Source organism: Azonexus hydrophilus DSM 23864, from assembly GCF_000429605.1.
Classification (GTDB): Bacteria; Pseudomonadota; Gammaproteobacteria; order Burkholderiales; family Rhodocyclaceae; genus Azonexus; species Azonexus hydrophilus.
This window is the reverse complement of the sequence record NZ_KE386925.1, coordinates 179292-198527: the sequence shown is the minus strand read 5'-3', so window position 1 is coordinate 198527 and position 19236 is coordinate 179292. Positions and strand designations below refer to the sequence as shown.

Annotated in this window: 22 protein-coding genes and 4 tRNA genes; 20 read left to right on the top strand and 6 right to left on the bottom strand. The window is 64.5% G+C overall.

Annotated features, from left to right (window positions below; genetic code table 11):
* The first annotated feature begins 6 nt into the window (after positions 1-6).
* The 10 genes from lepB (at position 7) to G471_RS0112255 (ending at position 7229) form a co-directional block, all read left to right on the top strand.
* Positions 7-795, top strand: a complete 789-nt coding sequence (gene lepB / locus G471_RS0112300) for a signal peptidase I (RefSeq protein ID WP_028995610.1) — start codon at positions 7-9, stop codon at positions 793-795.
* A 9-nt stretch (positions 796-804) separates the two neighbouring features.
* Positions 805-1158, top strand: a complete 354-nt coding sequence (locus tag G471_RS0112295) for a DUF4845 domain-containing protein (protein ID WP_028995609.1) — start codon at positions 805-807, stop codon at positions 1156-1158.
* A 2-nt stretch (positions 1159-1160) separates the two neighbouring features.
* Positions 1161-1829 (top strand): ribonuclease III, encoded by a 669-nt coding sequence (gene rnc, locus G471_RS0112290; RefSeq protein ID WP_028995608.1) that lies wholly within the window; start codon positions 1161-1163, stop codon positions 1827-1829.
* Positions 1826-2710, top strand: a complete 885-nt coding sequence (era, locus tag G471_RS0112285) for a GTPase Era (protein WP_028995607.1) — start codon at positions 1826-1828, stop codon at positions 2708-2710. Before rnc ends, era begins: the two co-directional genes overlap by 4 nt.
* Before the next feature lie 21 nt (positions 2711-2731).
* Positions 2732-3460 (top strand): DNA repair protein RecO, encoded by a 729-nt coding sequence (gene recO / locus G471_RS0112280; protein WP_028995606.1) that lies wholly within the window; start codon positions 2732-2734, stop codon positions 3458-3460.
* A complete protein-coding gene (locus G471_RS0112275) occupies positions 3457-4218 on the top strand; it encodes a pyridoxine 5'-phosphate synthase (RefSeq protein ID WP_028995605.1) in 762 nt (253 codons plus the stop codon). The genes recO and G471_RS0112275 overlap by 4 nt, the downstream gene beginning before the upstream one ends.
* Entirely contained in the window at positions 4215-4592 is a 378-nt protein-coding gene (acpS, locus tag G471_RS0112270; protein WP_028995604.1) for a holo-ACP synthase, read from the top strand. The genes G471_RS0112275 and acpS overlap by 4 nt, the downstream gene beginning before the upstream one ends.
* A complete protein-coding gene (nagZ, locus tag G471_RS0112265) occupies positions 4589-5602 on the top strand; it encodes a beta-N-acetylhexosaminidase (protein ID WP_028995603.1) in 1014 nt (337 codons plus the stop codon). Before acpS ends, nagZ begins: the two co-directional genes overlap by 4 nt.
* Before the next feature lie 83 nt (positions 5603-5685).
* Positions 5686-6234, top strand: coding sequence for a glutathione peroxidase (locus G471_RS0112260; protein ID WP_028995602.1), 549 nt, complete (start codon positions 5686-5688; stop codon positions 6232-6234).
* Positions 6231-7229 (top strand): methyltransferase, encoded by a 999-nt coding sequence (locus G471_RS0112255; RefSeq protein WP_043421588.1) that lies wholly within the window; start codon positions 6231-6233, stop codon positions 7227-7229. The genes G471_RS0112260 and G471_RS0112255 overlap by 4 nt, the downstream gene beginning before the upstream one ends.
* Here the strand turns inward: G471_RS0112255 and G471_RS0112250 are convergent.
* Positions 7226-8128 (bottom strand): LysR family transcriptional regulator, encoded by a 903-nt coding sequence (locus G471_RS0112250; RefSeq protein ID WP_028995600.1) that lies wholly within the window; start codon positions 8126-8128, stop codon positions 7226-7228. The two genes, G471_RS0112255 and G471_RS0112250, sit on opposite strands and share 4 nt — an antisense overlap.
* Positions 8129-8218: 90 nt before the next feature.
* On the opposite strand from G471_RS0112250, the gene G471_RS0112245 reads away from it, so the two are divergent.
* The 3 genes from G471_RS0112245 to G471_RS0112235 are packed head-to-tail and all read left to right on the top strand — an operon-like array spanning position 8219 to position 10518.
* Positions 8219-8818: an FMN-dependent NADH-azoreductase gene (locus G471_RS0112245; protein ID WP_028995599.1), complete on the top strand. Its 600-nt coding sequence runs from the start codon at positions 8219-8221 to the stop codon at positions 8816-8818.
* A 9-nt stretch (positions 8819-8827) separates the two neighbouring features.
* Positions 8828-9715, top strand: coding sequence for a pirin family protein (locus G471_RS0112240; RefSeq protein WP_028995598.1), 888 nt, complete (start codon positions 8828-8830; stop codon positions 9713-9715).
* Positions 9715-10518, top strand: coding sequence for a dioxygenase family protein (locus G471_RS0112235; protein WP_028995597.1), 804 nt, complete (start codon positions 9715-9717; stop codon positions 10516-10518). The genes G471_RS0112240 and G471_RS0112235 overlap by 1 nt, the downstream gene beginning before the upstream one ends.
* Here the strand turns inward: G471_RS0112235 and G471_RS0112230 are convergent.
* The 5 genes from G471_RS0112230 to G471_RS0112210 all read right to left on the bottom strand — a co-directional run bounded on the left by G471_RS0112230 (position 10497) and on the right by G471_RS0112210 (position 15784).
* Positions 10497-11357 (bottom strand): putative RNA methyltransferase, encoded by an 861-nt coding sequence (locus G471_RS0112230; RefSeq protein WP_028995596.1) that lies wholly within the window; start codon positions 11355-11357, stop codon positions 10497-10499. The two genes, G471_RS0112235 and G471_RS0112230, sit on opposite strands and share 22 nt — an antisense overlap.
* Before the next feature lie 8 nt (positions 11358-11365).
* On the bottom strand, positions 11366-13039 hold the full coding sequence (locus G471_RS0112225; protein ID WP_028995595.1) for an ABC-F family ATP-binding cassette domain-containing protein: 1674 nt from the start codon (positions 13037-13039) through the stop codon (positions 11366-11368).
* A complete protein-coding gene (gene argC, locus G471_RS0112220) occupies positions 13036-13986 on the bottom strand; it encodes an N-acetyl-gamma-glutamyl-phosphate reductase (RefSeq protein ID WP_028995594.1) in 951 nt (316 codons plus the stop codon). The genes G471_RS0112225 and argC overlap by 4 nt, the downstream gene beginning before the upstream one ends.
* Positions 13987-14112: 126 nt before the next feature.
* Entirely contained in the window at positions 14113-14670 is a 558-nt protein-coding gene (gene efp, locus G471_RS0112215; protein WP_028995593.1) for an elongation factor P, read from the bottom strand.
* 37 nt (positions 14671-14707) lie between these two features.
* On the bottom strand, positions 14708-15784 hold the full coding sequence (locus tag G471_RS0112210) for an elongation factor P maturation arginine rhamnosyltransferase EarP (protein WP_051295465.1): 1077 nt from the start codon (positions 15782-15784) through the stop codon (positions 14708-14710).
* Between G471_RS0112210 and uvrC the strand changes: the two genes are divergently transcribed.
* The 7 genes from uvrC (at position 15783) to G471_RS0112175 (ending at position 19159) form a co-directional block, all read left to right on the top strand.
* On the top strand, positions 15783-17618 hold the full coding sequence (uvrC, locus tag G471_RS0112205; protein WP_028995591.1) for an excinuclease ABC subunit UvrC: 1836 nt from the start codon (positions 15783-15785) through the stop codon (positions 17616-17618). The two genes, G471_RS0112210 and uvrC, sit on opposite strands and share 2 nt — an antisense overlap.
* A gap of 6 nt (positions 17619-17624) precedes the next feature.
* Positions 17625-18203 carry a CDP-diacylglycerol--glycerol-3-phosphate 3-phosphatidyltransferase gene (gene pgsA / locus G471_RS0112200; protein WP_028995590.1) on the top strand — a complete coding sequence of 193 codons (579 nt, stop codon included), beginning with the start codon at positions 17625-17627 and terminating at the stop codon, positions 18201-18203.
* A gap of 53 nt (positions 18204-18256) precedes the next feature.
* Positions 18257-18332: transfer RNA gene (locus G471_RS0112195), tRNA-Gly, on the top strand.
* Between the two features lie 52 nt (positions 18333-18384).
* Positions 18385-18458, top strand: a tRNA-Cys gene (locus G471_RS0112190).
* A 7-nt stretch (positions 18459-18465) separates the two neighbouring features.
* Positions 18466-18541 (top strand) — tRNA-Gly (locus G471_RS0112185).
* Positions 18542-18609: 68 nt separating this feature from the next.
* Positions 18610-18695 (top strand) — tRNA-Leu (locus tag G471_RS0112180).
* An 11-nt stretch (positions 18696-18706) separates the two neighbouring features.
* Positions 18707-19159, top strand: coding sequence for a DUF1178 family protein (locus G471_RS0112175; protein ID WP_028995589.1), 453 nt, complete (start codon positions 18707-18709; stop codon positions 19157-19159).
* Positions 19160-19236 lie beyond the last annotated feature (77 nt).

Sequence of the window (19236 nt, the reverse complement as noted above, 5' to 3'; positions counted from 1 at the left end):
GAACGCATGAATTTCGCCCTGATCCTTCTCATTCTGGTCGTCGTCACCGGCATCCTGTACGCGATCGACATCCTCAAGTTCCGTAAGCTGCGCGCTGCCAACGACAAGCAGCCGCTGTGGGTGGAGTGGGGGGCCGATTTCTTCCCGGTGATCCTGATCGTCTTCGTGCTCCGTTCCTTCCTGTTCGAGCCGTTCAAGATTCCCTCGGGCTCGATGATCCCGACGCTGCTGGTGGGCGACTTCATCCTCGTCAACAAATACACCTACGGCGTCCGCCTGCCGGTGATCAACACCAAGATCATCGATGTCAACGAGCCGCAGCGCGGCGACGTGATGGTCTTCCGCTATCCGGAAGATCCTTCGCTCGACTACATCAAGCGCGTGGTCGGCCTGCCGGGCGACACCATCGAGTATCACAACAAGCAGTTGCGCATCAACGGCCAGGCCGTGGCCATGGAAAAGCAGCCGGACTTCCTGCATGCCGAGCGTCTGTACTACTCCGAGCAATACACGGAAAAACTTGGCGACGTCGAGCATAAAATCCTCAACGATGCCGACGCGCCGGCCTTCATTCCCGGTGTTTCATCCTTTCCCTATCGGGAAAATTGCACATACAATGCCAGTGGCGTGACCTGCAAGGTGCCGGACGGCCATTACTACATGATGGGCGACAATCGCGACAACAGCCGCGACAGCCGGGCCTGGGGCTTCGTGCCGGAACAGAACATTGTCGGCAAGGCCTTCTTCATCTGGCTGAATTTCGACGACTTCAGCCGTATCGGTGCATTCAGGTAAGGTGAGAACATGAAATATCAACGTGGTGTAGCGCTTTCCGGCCTGATTTTCTGGGGTATCGTCCTAGTCCTCGTGGCCGTGCTGGGCATGAAGGTGACGCCTTCGGTCATCGAGTACTACAAGATATTGCAGGGCAGCAAGGCGGTAGTCGCCAAGGCAACGCCGGATTCAACCGTGGTCGAGCTGCGCCGTTCCTTCGACAAGTATGCCGAAGTCGACCATCTCGCGTTTTCGTCACGCGACCTTGAAATCTACAAGGACAAGCGTGGCCAGGTGGTCATCGAGTTCGCCTATGAAAAACGCATTCCCTTGTTCGCCAATGTCAGCCTGCTGATTGACTACAAGGGGACGACTGCGGAATAAGCATGACGCCGCAGAAAATCGCCGCAGGCATCGGGCATGAATTTGCCGATGCCGCTCTCCTGCGTACGGCGCTGACGCACCGCAGCTATGGCACGCCCAACAACGAGCGCCTGGAATTCCTCGGTGACGGCATCCTCGATTGCGTGATCGCCGACATCCTCTATCAACGCTTTCCGGAATTGCCCGAAGGCGATCTTTCCCGCCTGCGGGCCAATCTGGTCCGTCAGGAAACCCTGCACGGACTGGCGCTGCAGCTGGGCGTCGGCCAGGCGCTGCGCCTGGGTGAAGGTGAGCTGAAAAGCGGTGGGGCCACGCGCCCGTCGATTCTGGCCGACGCGCTCGAAGCACTGTTCGGTGCGGTTTATCGCGATGCCGGGTTCGAGGTGGCGGCCAGGCTGATTGCCCGCCTCTACGCACCGCTGCTCGCCGACCTCAAGCCGGGGCAGTTCCAGAAAGATCCCAAGACCCGCCTGCAGGAATGGCTGCAGGGCAAGAAGAAGCCGCTGCCGCGTTACCAGTTGCTGGAAACCAGCGGCGCCGCCCATGAACAGTCCTTCGTCGTTGCCTGCGAAATCGACAACCCTTCGCTGCGTACCCAAGGGTGCGGCAGCAGCCGCCGCATCGCCGAACAGAACGCCGCCGAAGCGGCCTTGAAAGCCCTGAATCCATGACCGAAATCCGCTCCGGCTACATCGCCATCGTCGGCCGACCCAACGTCGGCAAGTCGACATTGCTCAACCACCTGATCGGCGAGAAGATCAGCATCGTCTCGCGCAAGGCACAGACCACCCGGCACCGCATCACCGGCATCCTGACCGAGGCCGACGCCCAGTTCGTCTTCGTCGATACGCCGGGCTTCCAGACCAAGTTTTCGAACGCACTGAACCGGGCAATGAACCGTGGCGTGACGCAGACCTTGAACGACGTCGATCTCGTCCTCTTCGTCATTGAGGCCGGCCGCTACGACGCCAAGGACAAGGCGGTGGTGCGCCTGCTACCGAAGGACCGGCCGGTGATCCTGGTCATCAACAAGACCGACTTGCTGAAAAACCGGGAAGCGCTGCTGCCTTTCCTCGCCGAGGTCTCGGCCGATTTCGACTACACCGCCGTGGTCCCGGTCAGCGCCGCCAAGGGCCGGCAAACCCAGGACCTGCTCAAGGAGGCGCGCAAGCACCTGCCGAACGAAGGCCTGATGTTCCCGGAAGACGACCTGACCGACAAGTCGGAGCGCTTTCTCGCCGCCGAATACATCCGCGAGAAGGTTTTCCGCCTGCTCGGCGACGAACTGCCGTACGCCACCGCCGTCGAGATCGAGAAATTCGAAGTCGAGGGCAATCTGCGCCGCATCTTCGCCGCCATCGTCGTCGACCGCGAAAGCCACAAGGCGATTGTCATCGGCAAGGGTGGCGACTCGCTGAAGCGCATCGCCAGCGAAGCCCGCCAGGACATGGAGCGGCTGTTCGACGGCAAGGTCTATCTCGAAGTCTGGGTCAAGGTGAAGTCGGGCTGGAACGACGACGAGCGCCTGCTCAAGAGCCTCGGCTACGAGTAAGCCGATCCGGGATATTTCGCGATGACTCTGCGCAGCAAGGTCGACGGCCAGCCCGCCTACGTGCTGCACAGCCTGCCGTTTCGCGAGACCAGCCTGATCGTCGAAGTCTTCAGCCGTGATTTCGGGCGCATGGCCCTGCTGGCACGTGGTGCGCGCCGGCCGCGGGCGGCGATCCGTGGTCTGTTGATGGGTTTTCAACCGCTGGAAATCGGCTGGGCCGGCAAGGGCGAGGTGCTGACGCTGATGAAGGCCGAATGGGTCGGCGGCCAGCCGCTGCTCGGCGGCGAGGCGCTGTTCTGCGGCTACTACCTGAACGAACTGCTGATGCATCTGTTGCCGCGCGAGGACGCCCACCAGACGCTTTTCGCCCGCTACGCCGAAACCCTGCAGCGCCTGGCTGCGCATAGCGACGCGGCAACCCGTGAAGGCGACCTGCGCAGCTTCGAGAAGGCGCTGTTGCAGGAACTCGGCTACGGCCTGATGCTCGAGCATGACGCCGCCGGCGAGCCCATTGCCGCCGATGCGTTCTACACTTACCGGATGGAGCAGGGTCCGGTGCGACTGGCGCATGCCGAAGCCGACGCCCAGGTGGTGCGCGGCAGCAGCCTGCTCGATCTCGGCGCCGGTGATTTCTCCAACCCGCGTTCGCGCGGCGAGGCCAAGACGCTGATGCGCACGCTGCTGAGCTATTACCTGGGCGGCCAGGAACTGGAAACCCGCAAGATTTTCAAGGAGTTGCAGGAATTATGATTGAACTCGGCGTCAATATCGACCACATCGCCACTGTCCGCCAGGCCCGGCGTACCTATGAACCCGATCCCGTCTGGGGTGCCGTCGAGGCGCATCTGGGCGGCGCCGACGGCATCACCGTGCATCTGCGCGAGGATCGTCGGCACATCCAGGACTCTGATGTCCGCCGGCTCAAGGAAACGACGCAGATCAAGCTTAACCTGGAAATGGCGGCGACCGACGAGATGGTCGGCATCGCCTGCGCGACCCGGCCGGAAATGGCCATGCTGGTGCCGGAAGGGCGTCACGAGGTGACCACCGAAGGCGGTCTCGACATCGTCGGCCAGGAAGCCCGGCTCAAGGACGTGATCGCCCGTCTGCGCGACGCCGGCATCACCACCAGCGTCTTCATCGACGCCGAAATCCCGCAGATCGAGGCGGCAGCAAGGATCGGTGCCAGCGTCTGCGAGATCCACACCGGCCCCTACGCCCACGCTTTTTACGAAAAAGGCCGCGATGCCGAGGCGCCGGCGGTGCTCGCCGAACTGCAGAAAATCCGCGTCGCCGGCCGCACCATCCGACAACTCGGCATGCGCTTCAACGCCGGTCACGCGCTCAATTACTACAACGTCCAGCCGGTCGCCCGGCTGGCCGGCATCCGTGAGCTGCACATTGGCCACGCCATCGTCAGCCGCGCCGTGTTCACCGGCCTGCGCGAGGCGGTGCGCGAGATGAAGGCTTTGATGGTCGCCGCCGCCGCGAATCCGGAAGCCGAATGATCGTCGGCATCGGCACCGATATCGTCGCCGTCGCGCGGCTGCGCGGCATGTGGGAACGGCACGGCGACAAGGCGCTGGACAAGCTGCTGGCGCCGGACGAACGCGACGATTTCGCGAGCGCCGCCGATAAAGGCCGCTTCCTGGCCAAGCGCTTCGCCGCCAAGGAGGCCTTCGCCAAGGCCTTCGGCACGGGCGTGCGACCGCCGGTGCTGCTGCCGGCGATTGCCGTCGGCCACGACGAACTGGGCAAGCCGGTGTTCAATTTTCACGGTCAACTGGCGGAAATCGTTGCAAACCGCTGCCTGACCGCGCACCTTTCGATCAGCGACGAAGCGGAATACGCCGTCGCCTACGTTTTGCTGGAGCAAGCATGAGCGCCAAGCTGCCCGGTCCGCTGATGATCGACATCGCCGGCACCGAACTCACCGACCTCGACCGTGAACGCCTGTGCCATCCGCTGGTCGGCGGCATCATCCTGTTTACCCGCAACTATCGTGACCGTGCCCAACTGACGGCGCTGTGCGATGAAATCCACGCACTGCGCGAGCCGCGCCTGCTGATCGCCGTCGATCACGAAGGGGGCAGGGTGCAGCGTTTCCGTGAGGGCTTCACCCGGCTGCCGCCGATGCGCGCCCTCGGCCAACTGCATGACAGCGATCCGGTCGCTGCGCTGGCAGCCGCCCGCGCCGCCGGTTTCGTCCTCGCCGCCGAACTGCGCGCCTGTGGCGTCGATTACTCGTTCACACCGGTGCTCGACCTCGATTACGGCCCGTCGCGGGTGATCGGCGACCGCGCCTTCCATCGCGACCCGGCCGTTGTTGCAGCGCTCGCCGGCGCGCTTGGCGAGGGTCTGAAGGCGGGCGGCATGGGCACTTGCGGCAAGCACTTCCCCGGTCACGGCTACGTCATTCCCGACTCGCACGTCGAACTGCCGGTCGACGACCGGCCGCTGGCGGCGATGACCGACGACCTGCGTCCCTATCGCGAACTGGCGCTCGATGCGGTCATGGCGGCGCACGTGATCTACGAGTGCTTTGATTCCAATACAGCCGTATTTTCAAATAAATGGATAACTTATTTGAGAAACGACTTGAAGTTTGACGGGGTGGTTTTTACCGACGATTTGTCGATGGCCGGTGCCGGTGTCGTCGGCGACATGCTGGCTCGCGTCGAAACCGCTTGGGCCGCCGGCTGCGACATGCTGCTCGTGTGCAACGCGCCGCATGCCGTTGCCCAGGTGCTCGCCGGTTGGCAGCCGGAAATCGATGCACGGCGCGGCGAACGCGTGGCCCGGCTGCTGCCCCCGGAAACGCGACGCTATCCCGATCCGCATGTCTACCGCGAGGCGCTGCAGGCGCTGCAGGCGCTGGCGCAGCTTGCCTGACGATCCGGGGTATTTGCGACGCTTCGGGAACGGAAAGCGAAGCAGGCCACTCCAAGCAGCGCCCCGAACCCATGGAGAAGACAATGAACGACAGCCTTTACGATATTCCCCTGCAGACCCTGGACGGCCGACCGGCCAGCCTGCGTGACTACGCCGGCGAGGTGCTGCTGGTAGTCAACGTTGCCTCGCGTTGCGGCCTGACGCCGCAATACGAGGGCCTGGAAAAGCTGCATCAGGCGCTGGCGCCGCGCGGTCTGCAGGTGCTGGGTTTCCCCTGCAACGACTTTGCCGCCCAGGAGCCGGGCACCGCCGACGAAATCCGCGAATTCTGCAGCGCCACGTACGGCGTCAGCTTCCCGCTGTTCGCCAAGATGCAGATCAACAGCGAACCGCGTCATCCGCTTTACGCCGCGCTGATTGCCGCGATCCCGAATGCCGTTTATCCGGAAGGCAGCGACTTCCGCGACAAGCTCGCCGGCTACAAGCTGCTGCCGGCGCGCGACACCGATGTGCTGTGGAACTTCGAGAAATTCCTGATCGATCGCCAGGGCAAGGTCATCGGCCGCTTCTCGCCGGATACCGCACCGGACGATGCGGCGCTGCGGGCGGCCATCGAGGCGGCACTCGGGTGAGCTCTTCGGCTACCGGCAACAACTTGCCGATGATCGATGTTTACCTGCCGATGATGAAGTCGGCAGCGATCATCTCGGCCGGCCAGCTCGGCCTGTTCGAAGCGCTGGCCGATGGCCCCTTGAGCACCGACGATCTGGCCGGGCGCCTGGCTGTCTCGGTGCGTGGTGTCGCCACGCTGGCCGATTTTCTGGTCAGCATCGACTATCTCGAACGTGACGGCGCCAGCTATTCCAACAGCGCATCGACTCAGCGCTGGTTCACCTCGCGCGGCGCCGTCGATTACACGCCGGGCCTGCTGTGGACCGCCGAAGCCTGGCCGATGATGGGCGATCTCGGCAGCGCGCTGCGCCGTGGCGGGCCGCAGACCACCTTGTGGGAAGCGATGCAGTCGCGGCCCCAGCTCGGCCAGACCTTTGCCGCCTACATGGCGGCTTTCGCCTGCGATCTCGGGCCGGACCTGCTGCGGTTGGTTCCGCTTCGACCGGACCAACAGCGCCTGCTCGACCTCGGCGGCTCGCACGGCCTGCACAGCATCCGCTTCTGCGAACACTATCCGCAATTGCGTGCGCAGATCGTCGATTTTCCCAGCGCCCTGGCCGACACCCCGGCGCGGCTGGCAGCGCATGGCCTGAGCGAACGCATCGCGCTGACCCCGGGCAGCGTGCTCGACCATCAATGGGCGCCCGCGCAGGACGTGGTTTTCTACCTGTCGGTCGCGCACAACCAGACAGCCGACGACAATCGCCGGGTCATCCGGCGCATCCGCGACAGCCTCAATCCGGGCGGCCTGCTGGTCATCCACGAATACCTCGACGACCAGCCGCCGTCGCCCTATCTGGCGGCATTCAAGCTGACCCTGATGTACGAGACCGGAACCAGCATCCATCGCGAAGCGGATTACCGCGCCTGGCTGGCCGAAGCCGGTTTCAGCGAGGTCAAACGCATTGACCTCGATCCGCTGGAGAAGGGCGCGTTGCTGTTGGCCAGCGTCTAGGGATTCAGTGCCGCCAGCAGCATGTCGAGAAAGGCCCGGGTCTTGGCCGGCATCAGCCGCCGGCCGGGAAACACCGCCCAGGCCGCATGCGCCGGCAGCGACCAGGCCGGCAGCACCCGGCGCAGCAAACCCTGGCGGACCCAGGGTGCGGCAAAGTAGTCCGGGACGGCCGTGATGCCGGCACCGGCGCGCGCCAGATGAATCAGCAGTTCCGGTGAATTGGCGACGGTATGGGCGCGCGGTGATCCCTGCCAGGCTTGCCGTTCATCCGGATGGCGCAACTCCCAGACCGCCGGTTCGCCGGAACGGCCATACAGGCGCAGGGTCGCGTGCAGCATGAGCGCATCGGGATGCGCCGGTTCGCCGTGCTCGGCCAGATACTGCGGGGCGGCGTACAAGCCGCCGGGGAAATCGGCCAGTTTTCGTGCCGCCAGCGAGGCATCGTCGGGCAGGCTGCCCATGCGGATGGCCAGATCGAAGTTTTCGCCCAGCAGGTCGACGCGCCGCGGTGACAGGTCGAGTTCCAGCGATACCGCCGGGTGCAGGGTGACGAAAGCGGCGAGCATGTCGGTCAGCAGCAGGGTGGCGAAATCGTTCGGCATCGACACGCGCAGCCGGCCGCTCGGCCGGGCCTGGCGGAACTCGCTGAGGGCGCGCACGGCGTCGACTTCGACCGCGACCTGGCGGGCGTGTTCGAGCAACTGACGGCCGTAATCGGTCAGCGTCAGCCGGCGTGTGGTGCGCTGGATCAGGCGCTCGCCCAGGCGTTCCTCAAGCAATGAAACGCGCCGTGAAACGGTCGATTTCGGCAGGCCGAGCTGCTCGGCGGCACGGCTGAAGCTCGCCGCATCGGCAACACGGGCGAAGATCAGCAGATCGTTGGCGTCAAATTGTTCCATATGCGGAACAATGTTATCCATTTGCCCCACTTAATCAAGTGATTCCGCTTAAATACAATGGACTCACCCTGACCCCAACGGAGAAACAACATGAACATCCTGCAGATCAACGCCAGCATCCGTGCCGCCGATGCCAATTCCACCCGTGTCGCCCGGCAGGTCGTCGAGCGCCTGCAAGCCGCCAATCCGGCTGCCACCCTCGACGTCCTCGATCTCGGCGCCAATCCGCCGGCCGTGCTCGACGGCACCGCGCTCGGTGCCTTGTTCACCCCGGCCGACCAGCGCTCCGCCGAACAGGCTGCCCGCGTCGCCAGCGACGATGCGCTGATCGCCCAGGTGCAGGCCGCCGACGTGCTGGTGCTCGGCGTGCCGATGTACAACTTCACGATTCCCGTGCAACTGAAAAGCTGGTTCGATGCGATTGCCCGCAACGGCGTCACCTTCCGCTACACCGCCAACGGTCCGGAAGGCCTGCTCAAGGGCAAGACCGCCTACGTGGCGCTGGCACGTGGCGGGCGTTACCGCGACACGGCGCTCGACAGCCAGGTGCCGCTGATCAGGACTTTCCTCGGTTTCCTTGGCATCACCGACGTCCATTTCATTTACGCCGAGGGCCTGAACATGGGGCCGGAGGCGACCGCGCAGGGTTTCGCCGAGGCGGAAGCCGAGATTGCCCGCCTGTTTTCCTGAGGGGAAATCATGAGCACGCCAACCAACCCGACCGAAAGCATCCGGCAAAGCCGCCGGGTCGAACAGCTCGTCGCCGGCACGGCCACCTCGGACGGTGCCGGCGTGCGCCTGACCCGCCTGCTGACGCAGAACCTGCAGCGCCGCCTCGATCCCTTCCTGATGCTCGACGCCTTCGGCAGCGACAATCCGGACGACTACATCGCAGGGTTTCCCGATCATCCGCACCGCGGTTTCGAAACCGTCACCTACATGATCGCCGGCCGCATGCGCCACCGCGACAGCGCCGGTCACGAAGGCCTGCTGGAGAACGGCGGCGTGCAGTGGATGACTGCCGGCCACGGCCTGATTCACTCCGAGATTCCCGAACAGGAAGACGGGCGCATGGAAGGTTTTCAGCTCTGGCTCAACCTGCCGGGCAAAGACAAGCTGTGTGCGCCTTGGTACCGCGATTTTCCAGCCGATCAACTGCCGCGCTACGATCTGCCCGGCGGCATTACCGTCACCGTCATTGCCGGTGAAAGCCGGGGTGTGGCCGGCGCCGTGACGCGCACGGCCACGCAGCCGCTCTACCTCGACATTCACCTGCCGGCAGGCGCCAGTTTCGAGCACCCGTTGCCAGCCGGGCACAACGCCTTTGTCGTGGTCTATCGTGGCGCCATGGACATCGCCGGCCAGCACGTTCCCGAAAAGCAACTGGCCATCCTCGACAACGACGTGGCTGCCGACGGCGTCCTGGTCAGCGCCCGGGAAGAGAGCCGCCTGCTGTTGATCGCCGGCCAGCCGCTCAACGAAGCAATCGCCCAGTACGGTCCCTTTGTCATGAATACCGAACAGGAAATCTACCAGGCGATCAACGACTACCGCAGCGGCCGGCTGGGTGCCGCGGAGGCACGCTGATGTCCCGCCTGCCCAGCCTGTTCGTGTCGCATGGGGCGCCGACCTTTGCCCTTTATCCCGGAACAGCGGGGCAGGCCTTGCGCGACATGGCCGCCCGACTGCTCGAGGCTTACGGCACGCCGCGCGCCATCGTCGTCGTCAGTGCCCATTGGGAAACGGCCGAGGTGACCGTCGGTGCCAGCGAGCAGCCGGCGACCATCCACGATTTCGGCGGTTTTCCGGAAGCGCTTTACGCACTGCGCTACCCGGCCGCTGGTGCGCCTGATGTCGCAGCCGAGCTTGTCGCCGGCCTCAACGCCGCCGGCCTGCCAGCGGCCATCGACCGACAACGCGGTCTCGATCACGGTGTCTGGGTGCCGCTGATGCACATGTTCCCGCAGGCCGACATCCCGGTGATTCCGCTTTCCCTGCCCAGCCACGGCGGGCCGCAACAGGCACTGGCGCTCGGCCGGGCGCTGGCACCGCTGGCCGAGCGCGGCATCCTGATCGTCGGCTCCGGCAGCATCACGCACAACCTCGGCGACTATCGTCGGGCCTGGCAACAGGGCGGGCAGACGCCGGCCTACGTCGGTGAATTCGCCGACTGGCTGGCCGCACGCCTGGCCGAAAACGACATCACCAACCTGCTTGATTACCGCCACGCTTCACCCCACGGCCGCCACGCCCATCCGTCCGAAGAGCACCTGCTGCCGCTATTCGTCGCCCTCGGCGCAGGCGGCGCAAACTGCCAGCCGGAACGCTTCCATGCCGGCGTCGATGACTTGGTGATTGCGATGGATGCTTACGCGTTTTCGGTTGGCTGAAGACGCTGCCAAACCTGCAGGCGCACATCCACCGTCAGCGCCAGGCGGCTGAGTTGCGCTGCCTTTTCCCGGCCGGCTGGGCTGGCGCGGTAGAAGTGCGGGGTCATCACCAGCAGGTCGGCGATTTGTTCCTGGCTGTCGAGTTCGATGCGGCAGGACAGCGATTCGCGGTGCCGCAAGGAGAACCCCGGTGGTGCCTGATCGTTCGGTGCCGCCGGGGTTTTCAAGGTCGGGTAGATGATTTCGCGCAGTTCGCGCAGGTGATCGGGGCCGGCGTCGATCATGATCAGTGTGCCGCCCGGCTTGAGCACGCGGGCGAATTCCGGATAGACCGGAAAACCGAACAGGCACAGCACGCGGTCCAATGTTGCCGGCAGTACCGGCAGCTTGGCGTTGCTGCCGACCACCCAGGTCGCCGTGCCGCGTTGTGCCTTGGCTGCCGCCTGGACGGCCCATTTCGAGATGTCGAGACCGAGCAGGGCCGAGGATTTTCCGGCAGCGTCGGCTTGCGCGGCAAGCTGGCGCAGGTAGTAGCCTTCGCCGCAGCCGGCGTCGAGGCAGGCTGCGGCGGCCGGCAGGTCGGCGAGTGCGGCGCGCGCCGCCAGTTCGGCGATCGGCCGGTAATGGCCGGCTTCCAGGAAGCGACGGCGGGCAGCGACCATTTCCTTGCTGTCGCCGGGATCACGCGAGCGTTTGTGCTGTACCGGCAGCAGATTGACGTAGCCTTGCGCGGCCTGGTCGTAGCGGTGGCCGGCCGGGCAGGTCCAGCCGCCGTCCGCGCTCGCCAGCGGTGCGCCGTCGAGCGGGCAGGCGAGGGCAGTGAACGCTGTCGTCGCCATCGCCGGCCTCAGGCCGCCTTGAGCAGTGCCGAGGCTTCCTCGCGGGCGCGCTTGGCTTCGTCGAGCAGGTAGCGCTGGTAGTCGTCGAGGTCGCCGTCGAAGGGACCGACGCCGCCGCGCGAGACCAGCCAGAACTCGTCGCACACCGAGCGCAGCATGGCGCGGTCGTGGCTGACCAGCATGACCGTGCCTTCGAACTCGTTGAGCGCAACGCACAGCGCTTCGCGGGTGTTGAGGTCGAGGTGGTTGGTCGGTTCGTCGAGGAGCAGCAGGTTGGGCCGCTGCCAGACCAGCATGCACAGCACCAGGCGGGCCTTTTCGCCGCCGCTCATGGTGCCGACCGCCTGCTTGACCATCTCGCCGCCGAAGTTGAAGTTGCCGAGGAAGTTGCGCAATTCCTGTTCGCGGCCCGGCACGTTGCTGCGGCCGGCGGCGATCGCTTCCTTGGCCAGCCGGATCATGTGTTCGAGCGGCGTGTCCTGCGGGCGCAGCACGTCGAGTTCCTGCTGCGCGAAGTAGCCGATGTTCAGGCCCTTGCCTTCGGTGACCTGGCCGCTGATGGCGCCGAGGTCGCGGGCGATGGTCTTGACCAACGTCGATTTGCCCTGGCCGTTGGCGCCGAGGATGCCGATGCGCTGGCCGGCCATCACCGAGCGGTTGATGCCACGGACGATGGTCGTCGGCGGCGTGCCGGCCGGCGCGTCGTCGGGCGGCGGGTAGCCGATGGCGACATCGACCATCGACAGCATCGGGTTGGGCAGGTTCTGCGGTTCCTGGAACTCGAAGCTGAAGTCGGCGTCGGCCAGCACCGGCGCGATCTTTTCCATGCGCTCCAGCGCCTTGACCCGGCTCTGCGCCTGTTTGGCCTTGCTGGCCTTGGCCTTGAAACGGTTGATGAAGGATTGCAGGTGGGCGATCTTGTCCGCCTGGCGGGCCATCGTCGCCTGCTGCAGCGCCATCTGCTCGGCGCGCATGTCCTCGAACTTGCTGTAGTTGCCGCCGTAGCGGACCAGCTTGGCGTTGTCGATATGCAATGTGACCTGGGTGATCGCGTCGAGGAACTCGCGGTCGTGGCTGATCATCACCAGCGTGCCCGGGTAGCGCTTGAGCCAGGCTTCGAGCCAGACCATGGCGTCGAGGTCGAGGTGGTTGGTCGGCTCGTCGAGCAGCAGGATGTCGGACGGGCACATCAGCGCGCGCGCCAGTTGCAGGCGCATGCGCCAGCCACCCGAGAAACTGTTGACCGGCTGGTAGAGCTCGGAGACCTTGAAGCCGAGGCCGAGGATCAGCGCCTGGGCGCGCGCCTCGGCGTCGTGTTCGCCGGCGTCGTGCAGGGCCATGTAGGCTTCGGCCATGCGCATGCCGTCGTCGCTGGCTTCGGCCTCGAAAACCTCGTTGCGGGCGGCGAGCAGCGGCGTGTCGCCGTCGATGACGAAATCGGTCGCCGACTGGTCGGTTTCCGGCATGTCCTGGGCAACCTGGCCCATGCGCCACTGGCTGGGCATCGAGAAGTCGCCGCCGTCCTCGTGCAGCTTGCCGCTGAGGAGCGCGAACAGGGTCGACTTGCCGGCGCCGTTACGCCCGACCAGGCCGACCTTCTCGCCCGGATTGATGGTGACCGTGGTCTTGTCGAGCAGCACTTTCGTGCCGCGACGCAGGGTGACTTTGCTGAGGACGATCAAAGCAGGCCAGCGCTTTCCTCGACGCCAAGATGCACGTTCATCGCCTGCACGGCGGCGCCGGAAGCGCCCTTGCCCAGGTTGTCGAGACGGGCGATCACCAGCATGCGCTCGGCGTTGCCGAAGACGGCGATATCGACGCGGTTGCTGCCGTTGTTGGCTTCAACATTGAAGAAACCGCCGTCGGTGGTGGCGTCGAGATCGACCGGCAGGACATTGATGAAGCGCTCGCCGGCGTAGTAGTCGGCGATGATCTTCTGGACGTCGGCCGGCGTCGCGGCGCGGGTGAATTGCGCCGGTTGCAGGTAGGCGGTGACGGCCAGGCCCTTGTAGAACGGCCCGACGATGGGCTGGAAGATCGGCGCCACGGTCAGACCGGTATAGGCCTGCATTTCCGGCAGATGCTTGTGGGCGAGGGCGAGCGCGTAGGGACGCGGCGCCTTCAGTTGCGTGGTGCTGGCGGCTGCGGCTTCGTAGTCGGCGATCATCGACTTGCCGCCACCCGAGTAACCGGTGATGGAATTGGCAGCGATCTGGGTGGCGGCCGGCAGCAGCCCGGCGGCGACCAGCGGACGCAGCGCCAGGATGAAGGCGGTGGCGTGGCAGCCGGGATTGGCGATGCGCTTGCTGGCGCGGATCTTGGCGCGCTGTTCCGGGCACAGCTCGGGCAGGCCGAAGACCCAGTCGGGATCGACGCGATGCGCGGTCGAGGCGTCGATGATGCAGGTGTTCGGGTTGTCCACCAGGCTGGCCGATTCCTTGGCCGCCGCGTCGGGCAGGCAGAGGAAGGTGATGTCGGAGGCGTTGATCAGGCGCTTGCGCTCGGCGAGATCCTTGCGCTTGTCGGCGTCAATCTTGAGGATTTCGATATCGGCGCGCTGCGCGAGGTATTCGTTGATCTGCAGGCCGGTGGTGCCTTCCTGGCCGTCGACAAAGACTTTGTAGCTCATGGTGGGGTCCGCGGTTCGGGTTGTTCGAATGGGGAATTCTGGCAGAAAAGCATGTCGCTTTGGCGACACCCCGGAAAAAGCAAGGGCAGCCGAAGCTGCCCCTGGCGATTCCGGCAGAAGCAGGAATTACTTGCTGCGGCTGCGGTATTCGTCGGTGCGCGTATCGATTTCGATCTTGTCGCCGATTTCGACGAAGGCCGGAACCGGCAGCTCGAAACCGGTGGAGATCTTGGCCGGCTTCATGACCTTGCCCGAGGTATCGCCCTTGACGGCCGGTTCGGTGTAGATGACTTCACGGACCAGCGAGTTCGGCAGTTCAACGGAGATGGCCTTGCCGTCGTAGAACACGACTTCGCAGGGCATGCCGTCTTCGAGGTACTTGAGCGCGTCGACCATGTTCTCGGCTTCGACTTCGAACTGGTTGTAGTCGGCGTCCATGAACACGTACATCGGGTCGGCGAAGTAGGAGTAGGTCACTTCCTTCTTGTCGAGAACGACGACTTCGAACTTGTCGTCAGCCTTGTAAACCGCTTCCGACGGGTTGCCGGAGAGCAGGTTCTTGAGCTTCATCTTGACGACGGCAGCGTTGCGGCCGGACTTGTTGTATTCGGTTTTCTGGACCACGAGCGGCTCGGTGCCGACCATGATCACGTTACCGGAGCGGAGTTCCTGAGCGGTCTTCATGTGAAATATTCCAGAGTCTGAAAAGAAAAACGCGCGATTATACCGCGTCGACACAGAATTTGACGAGGCTTGCGCTCAATTCCGGCAGCCGCATGCAGTGACGTTGCCATTCGCGCGCATGCCGGTCGATGGCAGGCAGATGCGCCAGGAAATCCTGCCAGGCGGCGGTCAGCTTGGTCGGCGGCAGCGGCGTGTTCCAGGCCAGGAAGATATTGCGTACCGCCGTCGCGGCCGGGGTTTCCAGCCCGACTGTGTAGCGGTCGAGAAAGGCCGTCAGCTTGTCGAGATGGGCGTCGTCGTCCTGCGGATAGATGTGCCAGACGAACGGCCGACCGGCGAGTTGGGCACGGACGAAGGAATCCTCGCCACGCACGATGTTGATCGCGCAACGGCGGAGCAGGGCGTCGTAGTCGGCTTGCGCCAGGAAGGGCACCGGCTCGATGCGGGCTGCGCCGACTTGCCACGGCCCGTCGCCGGGCAGGCAGGCGCGCACGGCGGTCAGCGGTTTGCCCGGCGAGACCAGGCAGCGTAGCGGCTCGGGCGCGCGGGCCAGTGCTTCCAGCCACGGTCCGAGCGGGGCGTTGTCGTAGCAGAACAGGCTGATCTCGCCAGTGGCTGGCTCGGTGGTCAGCGGCAGGCCCGGTTCGCGCAGCAAGCCGCCGGTCGCCGGGGAAAAGCCGGGAAAGAAGAAATACTTGATCAGCGGCAGGCTGGCGTGCGGCGAGGCGACGCCGTGGCAACTCTCGGCCCAAGCTTCGGCGGTCAGGTATTCGAGATTGATCCAGGCCGGCGCCTTGGGCAAGTCGGCCATGGCCTGCAGGTAGCTGGTGGGCAGTTCGCAGGCAAAGGCCTCGATGACGACATCGGCAACCCGGTCGACGACAAAGGGCGTCGTCCATTGGCGGACCTCGATACCGTCAAGGTGTTGCGCGGCGGCCTGCGGATCAAGCGCTGGGCACAACTGGCGCATGCTGCCCAGGTCGTCGACCCACAGCCTGACCCGGCGCTGGTGTACGCCCGACAACTGGCGGGCGAGTCGCCAGCAGACGCCGATGTCACCGTAGTTGTCGACGACGCGGCAGAAAATGTCCCAATGAAGCTGCATGGCCGGCATGTTAACATCGCTCCCCGTGGCTTTCGACGCAAAATCCTTCCTCGCTTCCCTGACCGAACTGCCCGGCGTGTACCGGATGATCGGCGCCGACGGCGCCGTGCTCTACGTCGGCAAGGCCAAGAACCTGAAGAAGCGGGTCGCTTCCTACTTCCGCGACAACCTGTCGAGTCCGCGCATCGCCCACATGGTCGGCCAGATCGACCACATCGAGACGACCGCGACGCGCACCGAAGCGGAAGCGCTGCTGCTGGAAAACAACCTGATCAAGTCGCTGGCGCCGCGCTACAACATCCTGTTTCGCGACGACAAATCCTACCCCTACATCGTGCTGACGCGCGACAAGTTCCCACGGCTCGGCTTCTACCGTGGCAACCCGGACCGCAAGGCCGATTATTACGGACCTTACCCGTCGTCGTGGGCGGTGCGCGACAGCATCCACCTGCTGCAGAAGATGTTCCGCCTGCGCACCTGTGAGGACAGCGTCTTCGCCAACCGCTCGCGACCCTGCCTGCTGTATCAGATCAAGCGTTGCAGCGCCCCCTGTGTTGGCTACATCTCGCCCGACGACTACGCCGCCGACGTCCAATATGCAGCGATGTTCCTCGCCGGCAAACAGCAGGAAGTGATCAAGCGCCTCAACACGGCGATGGAGAGGGCCGCCGAGAAGCTCGCCTTCGAGCTGGCGGCGATCTACCGCGACCAGATCCAGTCGCTGCACCAGGTCCAGGAAAAGCAGTTCGTTTCGAGCAGCAAGGGCGAGGACGTCGATATCGTCGTCGCCGTGCGCGAAGCCGGCCAGCTCTGCGTCAACCTGGCGATGGTGCGCGGTGGCCGCCATCTCGGCGACCGCCCGCTGTTCCCGAGCAACGCCGGTGATTCGACCGCCGCCGACGCGCTGACCGCCTTTCTGCGCCAGCATTACGAACTGCATCCAGCCCCCGGCCGGCTGCTGGTTTCGCCGCTGCCGGAAAGCGAAGAGCTTGAGGAAACCGCCGCCAGCCTGGCCGAACTCGCCGGTCGGCCGGTACCCATTGCCGAAGCGCGCACGCTGACGCAGAAGGCCTGGGTCGAGATGGCGTTGCAGAACGCCCGCCTAGCCATCCTGGCGCGCAACCAGGCGTCGGCACAACAGGAACAGCGCCTGGCCGCGCTGCAGGAGGCATTGCAACTGAGCGAGGCAATCGTCCGCATCGAATGCTTCGACATCAGCCACACCATGGGCGAAAGTGCCGTCGCCTCGTGCGTGGTCTACGACGGCAACAAGATGAGCAAACGCGATTACCGCCGCTTCAATATCCGCGACATCACGCCCGGCGACGACTATGCGGCCATGCGCCAGGCGGTGACGCGGCGCTACGACGGCATCGCCAGCGGCGAGGGCAGGGCGCCCGACCTGATCCTGATCGACGGCGGCAAGGGGCAGGTCGCTTCGGCCTGGGCGGCGCTCGCCGACCTCGGCCTGACCCACCTGAACATGATCGGCGTCGCCAAGGGCGAGGAGCGCAAGCCCGGCCTGGAAAACCTGATCTTTCCGGAGGCCGACGGCCGGCCGCCGCTCAACCTGCCGTCCGACCATCCGGCACTGCACCTGATCCAGGAAGTACGCGACGAGGCGCACCGCTTCGCCATCACCGGCCACCGCGGGCAACGCGCCAAGAGCCGCAAGACTTCGACGCTGGAAAGCCTGCCCGGCGTCGGCCCGGCCCGCCGTAAAGCCTTGATCGCCCGTTTCGGCGGCCTGGCCGGCGTGCGCGAGGCAAGCATCGACCAGCTCGCCGAGATTCCCGGCATCGGTCGCGAACTCGCCGAAAAGATTCATTCCGCCTTACACTGACGGCCTATGCCATTCAATCTTCCCATCCTGCTCACCTGGCTGCGCATCGTCGCCATCCCGCTGCTGATCGCGGTCTATTACCTGCCGGCCGACTGGGCGACGGCGCAGGAGCGCAACCTGATCGCCACGCTGATCTTCATCGCCGCCGCGCTGACCGACTGGGCCGACGGCTATCTGGCGCGCAAGCTCAATCAGACTTCGGCCTTCGGCGCCTTCCTCGACCCGGTTGCCGACAAGCTGATGGTCGCCGCCGCGCTGATCGTTCTGGTCCAGCTCGGCCGCGCCGACGCCATCGTCGCCACCATCATCATCGGTCGCGAGATCACCATCTCGGCACTGCGCGAATGGATGGCCAAGATCGGCGCGGCGAAGAGCGTCGCCGTCTCGATGCTAGGCAAGATCAAGACCGCCGCGCAGATGGCAGCGATTCCGCTGCTGCTGCTCCAGGCGCCGCTGTTCGGTATCGATACGATGCTGGCCGGCGAGTGGTTGATCTGGCTGGCGGCACTGTTGACCTTGTGGTCGATGGGCTATTACCTGCGCATGGCCTGGCCGGAAATTGCCAGGCGTAGTGCGGAAAAATAGAAGAGGGTGTTGACAAATCCCTTGGGGCGTCTATAATGCGCGCTCTGTTTGACGCGGCAGTAGCTCAGTTGGTAGAGCGATACCTTGCCAAGGTATAGGTCGAGAGTTCGAGACTCTTCTGCCGCTCCAAATTCCTCGGGGAAGCATGGCTTCCTCGTTAGTAGTAAAAGTTTGTAGGCGTGGCGCGATAGCAAAGCGGTTATGCACCGGATTGCAAATCCGTGTAGGTCGGTTCGACTCCGGCTCGCGCCTCCAGAGACATGCGGCAGTAGCTCAGTTGGTAGAGCGATACCTTGCCAAGGTATAGGTCGAGAGTTCGAGACTCTTCTGCCGCTCCAGTCTGAAAAGGGAAAGCGCAATGCGCTTTCCCTTTTTCATATCTGCTTCCCGATATAATCGCGAAGCCGCCCGGATGGTGAAATTGGTAGACACAAGAGACTTAAAATCTCTCGCTCTTTGAGCGTACCGGTTCGACCCCGGTTCCGGGCACCACTAGGCCAGTCATGATCATCTACGACCTGAGTTGCGACAACGATCACCGCTTTGAAGGCTGGTTCCGCAGCCCCGACGATTTCGAAGCACAAAACGCACGCCAATTCATCCGTTGCCCGCAATGCGACAGCGCCAATGTGCGCCGCATACCATCGGCCGTGGCTATCGGCGGCCATGCCGAGGACAGGGAAGTGCCGACCGAATCCCGTTCAGCCAGCACGGTCAGCACGGCGATGGTGCCGGCGAACTCGCAAGTGGCCGCAGCCTACCAGGCGCTGGTCGACGCCATCGTTGAAAGCGCGGAGGACGTCGGCAGCAGCTTCGCCGAGGAAGCCCGTCGCATCCACTACAACGAAGCCCCCGAGCGATCGATCCGCGGCCAGGCCACCAGCGATGAACGCGAAGCCTTGCTGGACGAAGGCATCGATATATTCCAGCTACCGGTGATCCGGAACAAACACTGAACACGAAGCATTGATTGCCGCTGATCGTATCCATTCCACTCGTTCAGCGGCCATATCGATTACCTCGCACAAACATA

What these genes read in the sequence shown, in the direction of transcription:
- G471_RS0112260 (WP_028995602.1), top strand. Translation starts at nt 5,686, where the DNA reads ATGAACGACAGCCTTTACGATATTCCCCTGCAGACCCTGGACGGCCGA.
- G471_RS0112175 (WP_028995589.1), top strand. Translation starts at nt 18,707, where the DNA reads ATGATCATCTACGACCTGAGTTGCGACAACGATCACCGCTTTGAAGGC.
- nagZ (WP_028995603.1), top strand. Translation starts at nt 4,589, where the DNA reads ATGAGCGCCAAGCTGCCCGGTCCGCTGATGATCGACATCGCCGGCACC.
- G471_RS0112210 (WP_051295465.1), bottom strand. Translation starts at nt 15,784, where the DNA reads ATGCCGGCCATGCAGCTTCATTGGGACATTTTCTGCCGCGTCGTCGAC.
- G471_RS0112240 (WP_028995598.1), top strand. Translation starts at nt 8,828, where the DNA reads ATGAGCACGCCAACCAACCCGACCGAAAGCATCCGGCAAAGCCGCCGG.
- era (WP_028995607.1), top strand. Translation starts at nt 1,826, where the DNA reads ATGACCGAAATCCGCTCCGGCTACATCGCCATCGTCGGCCGACCCAAC.
- acpS (WP_028995604.1), top strand. Translation starts at nt 4,215, where the DNA reads ATGATCGTCGGCATCGGCACCGATATCGTCGCCGTCGCGCGGCTGCGC.
- G471_RS0112245 (WP_028995599.1), top strand. Translation starts at nt 8,219, where the DNA reads ATGAACATCCTGCAGATCAACGCCAGCATCCGTGCCGCCGATGCCAAT.
- efp (WP_028995593.1), bottom strand. Translation starts at nt 14,670, where the DNA reads ATGAAGACCGCTCAGGAACTCCGCTCCGGTAACGTGATCATGGTCGGC.
- pgsA (WP_028995590.1), top strand. Translation starts at nt 17,625, where the DNA reads ATGCCATTCAATCTTCCCATCCTGCTCACCTGGCTGCGCATCGTCGCC.
- rnc (WP_028995608.1), top strand. Translation starts at nt 1,161, where the DNA reads ATGACGCCGCAGAAAATCGCCGCAGGCATCGGGCATGAATTTGCCGAT.
- G471_RS0112230 (WP_028995596.1), bottom strand. Translation starts at nt 11,357, where the DNA reads ATGGCGACGACAGCGTTCACTGCCCTCGCCTGCCCGCTCGACGGCGCA.
- lepB (WP_028995610.1), top strand. Translation starts at nt 7, where the DNA reads ATGAATTTCGCCCTGATCCTTCTCATTCTGGTCGTCGTCACCGGCATC.
- G471_RS0112235 (WP_028995597.1), top strand. Translation starts at nt 9,715, where the DNA reads ATGTCCCGCCTGCCCAGCCTGTTCGTGTCGCATGGGGCGCCGACCTTT.
- recO (WP_028995606.1), top strand. Translation starts at nt 2,732, where the DNA reads ATGACTCTGCGCAGCAAGGTCGACGGCCAGCCCGCCTACGTGCTGCAC.
- G471_RS0112250 (WP_028995600.1), bottom strand. Translation starts at nt 8,128, where the DNA reads ATGGAACAATTTGACGCCAACGATCTGCTGATCTTCGCCCGTGTTGCC.
- uvrC (WP_028995591.1), top strand. Translation starts at nt 15,783, where the DNA reads ATGTTAACATCGCTCCCCGTGGCTTTCGACGCAAAATCCTTCCTCGCT.
- G471_RS0112295 (WP_028995609.1), top strand. Translation starts at nt 805, where the DNA reads ATGAAATATCAACGTGGTGTAGCGCTTTCCGGCCTGATTTTCTGGGGT.
- G471_RS0112275 (WP_028995605.1), top strand. Translation starts at nt 3,457, where the DNA reads ATGATTGAACTCGGCGTCAATATCGACCACATCGCCACTGTCCGCCAG.
- argC (WP_028995594.1), bottom strand. Translation starts at nt 13,986, where the DNA reads ATGAGCTACAAAGTCTTTGTCGACGGCCAGGAAGGCACCACCGGCCTG.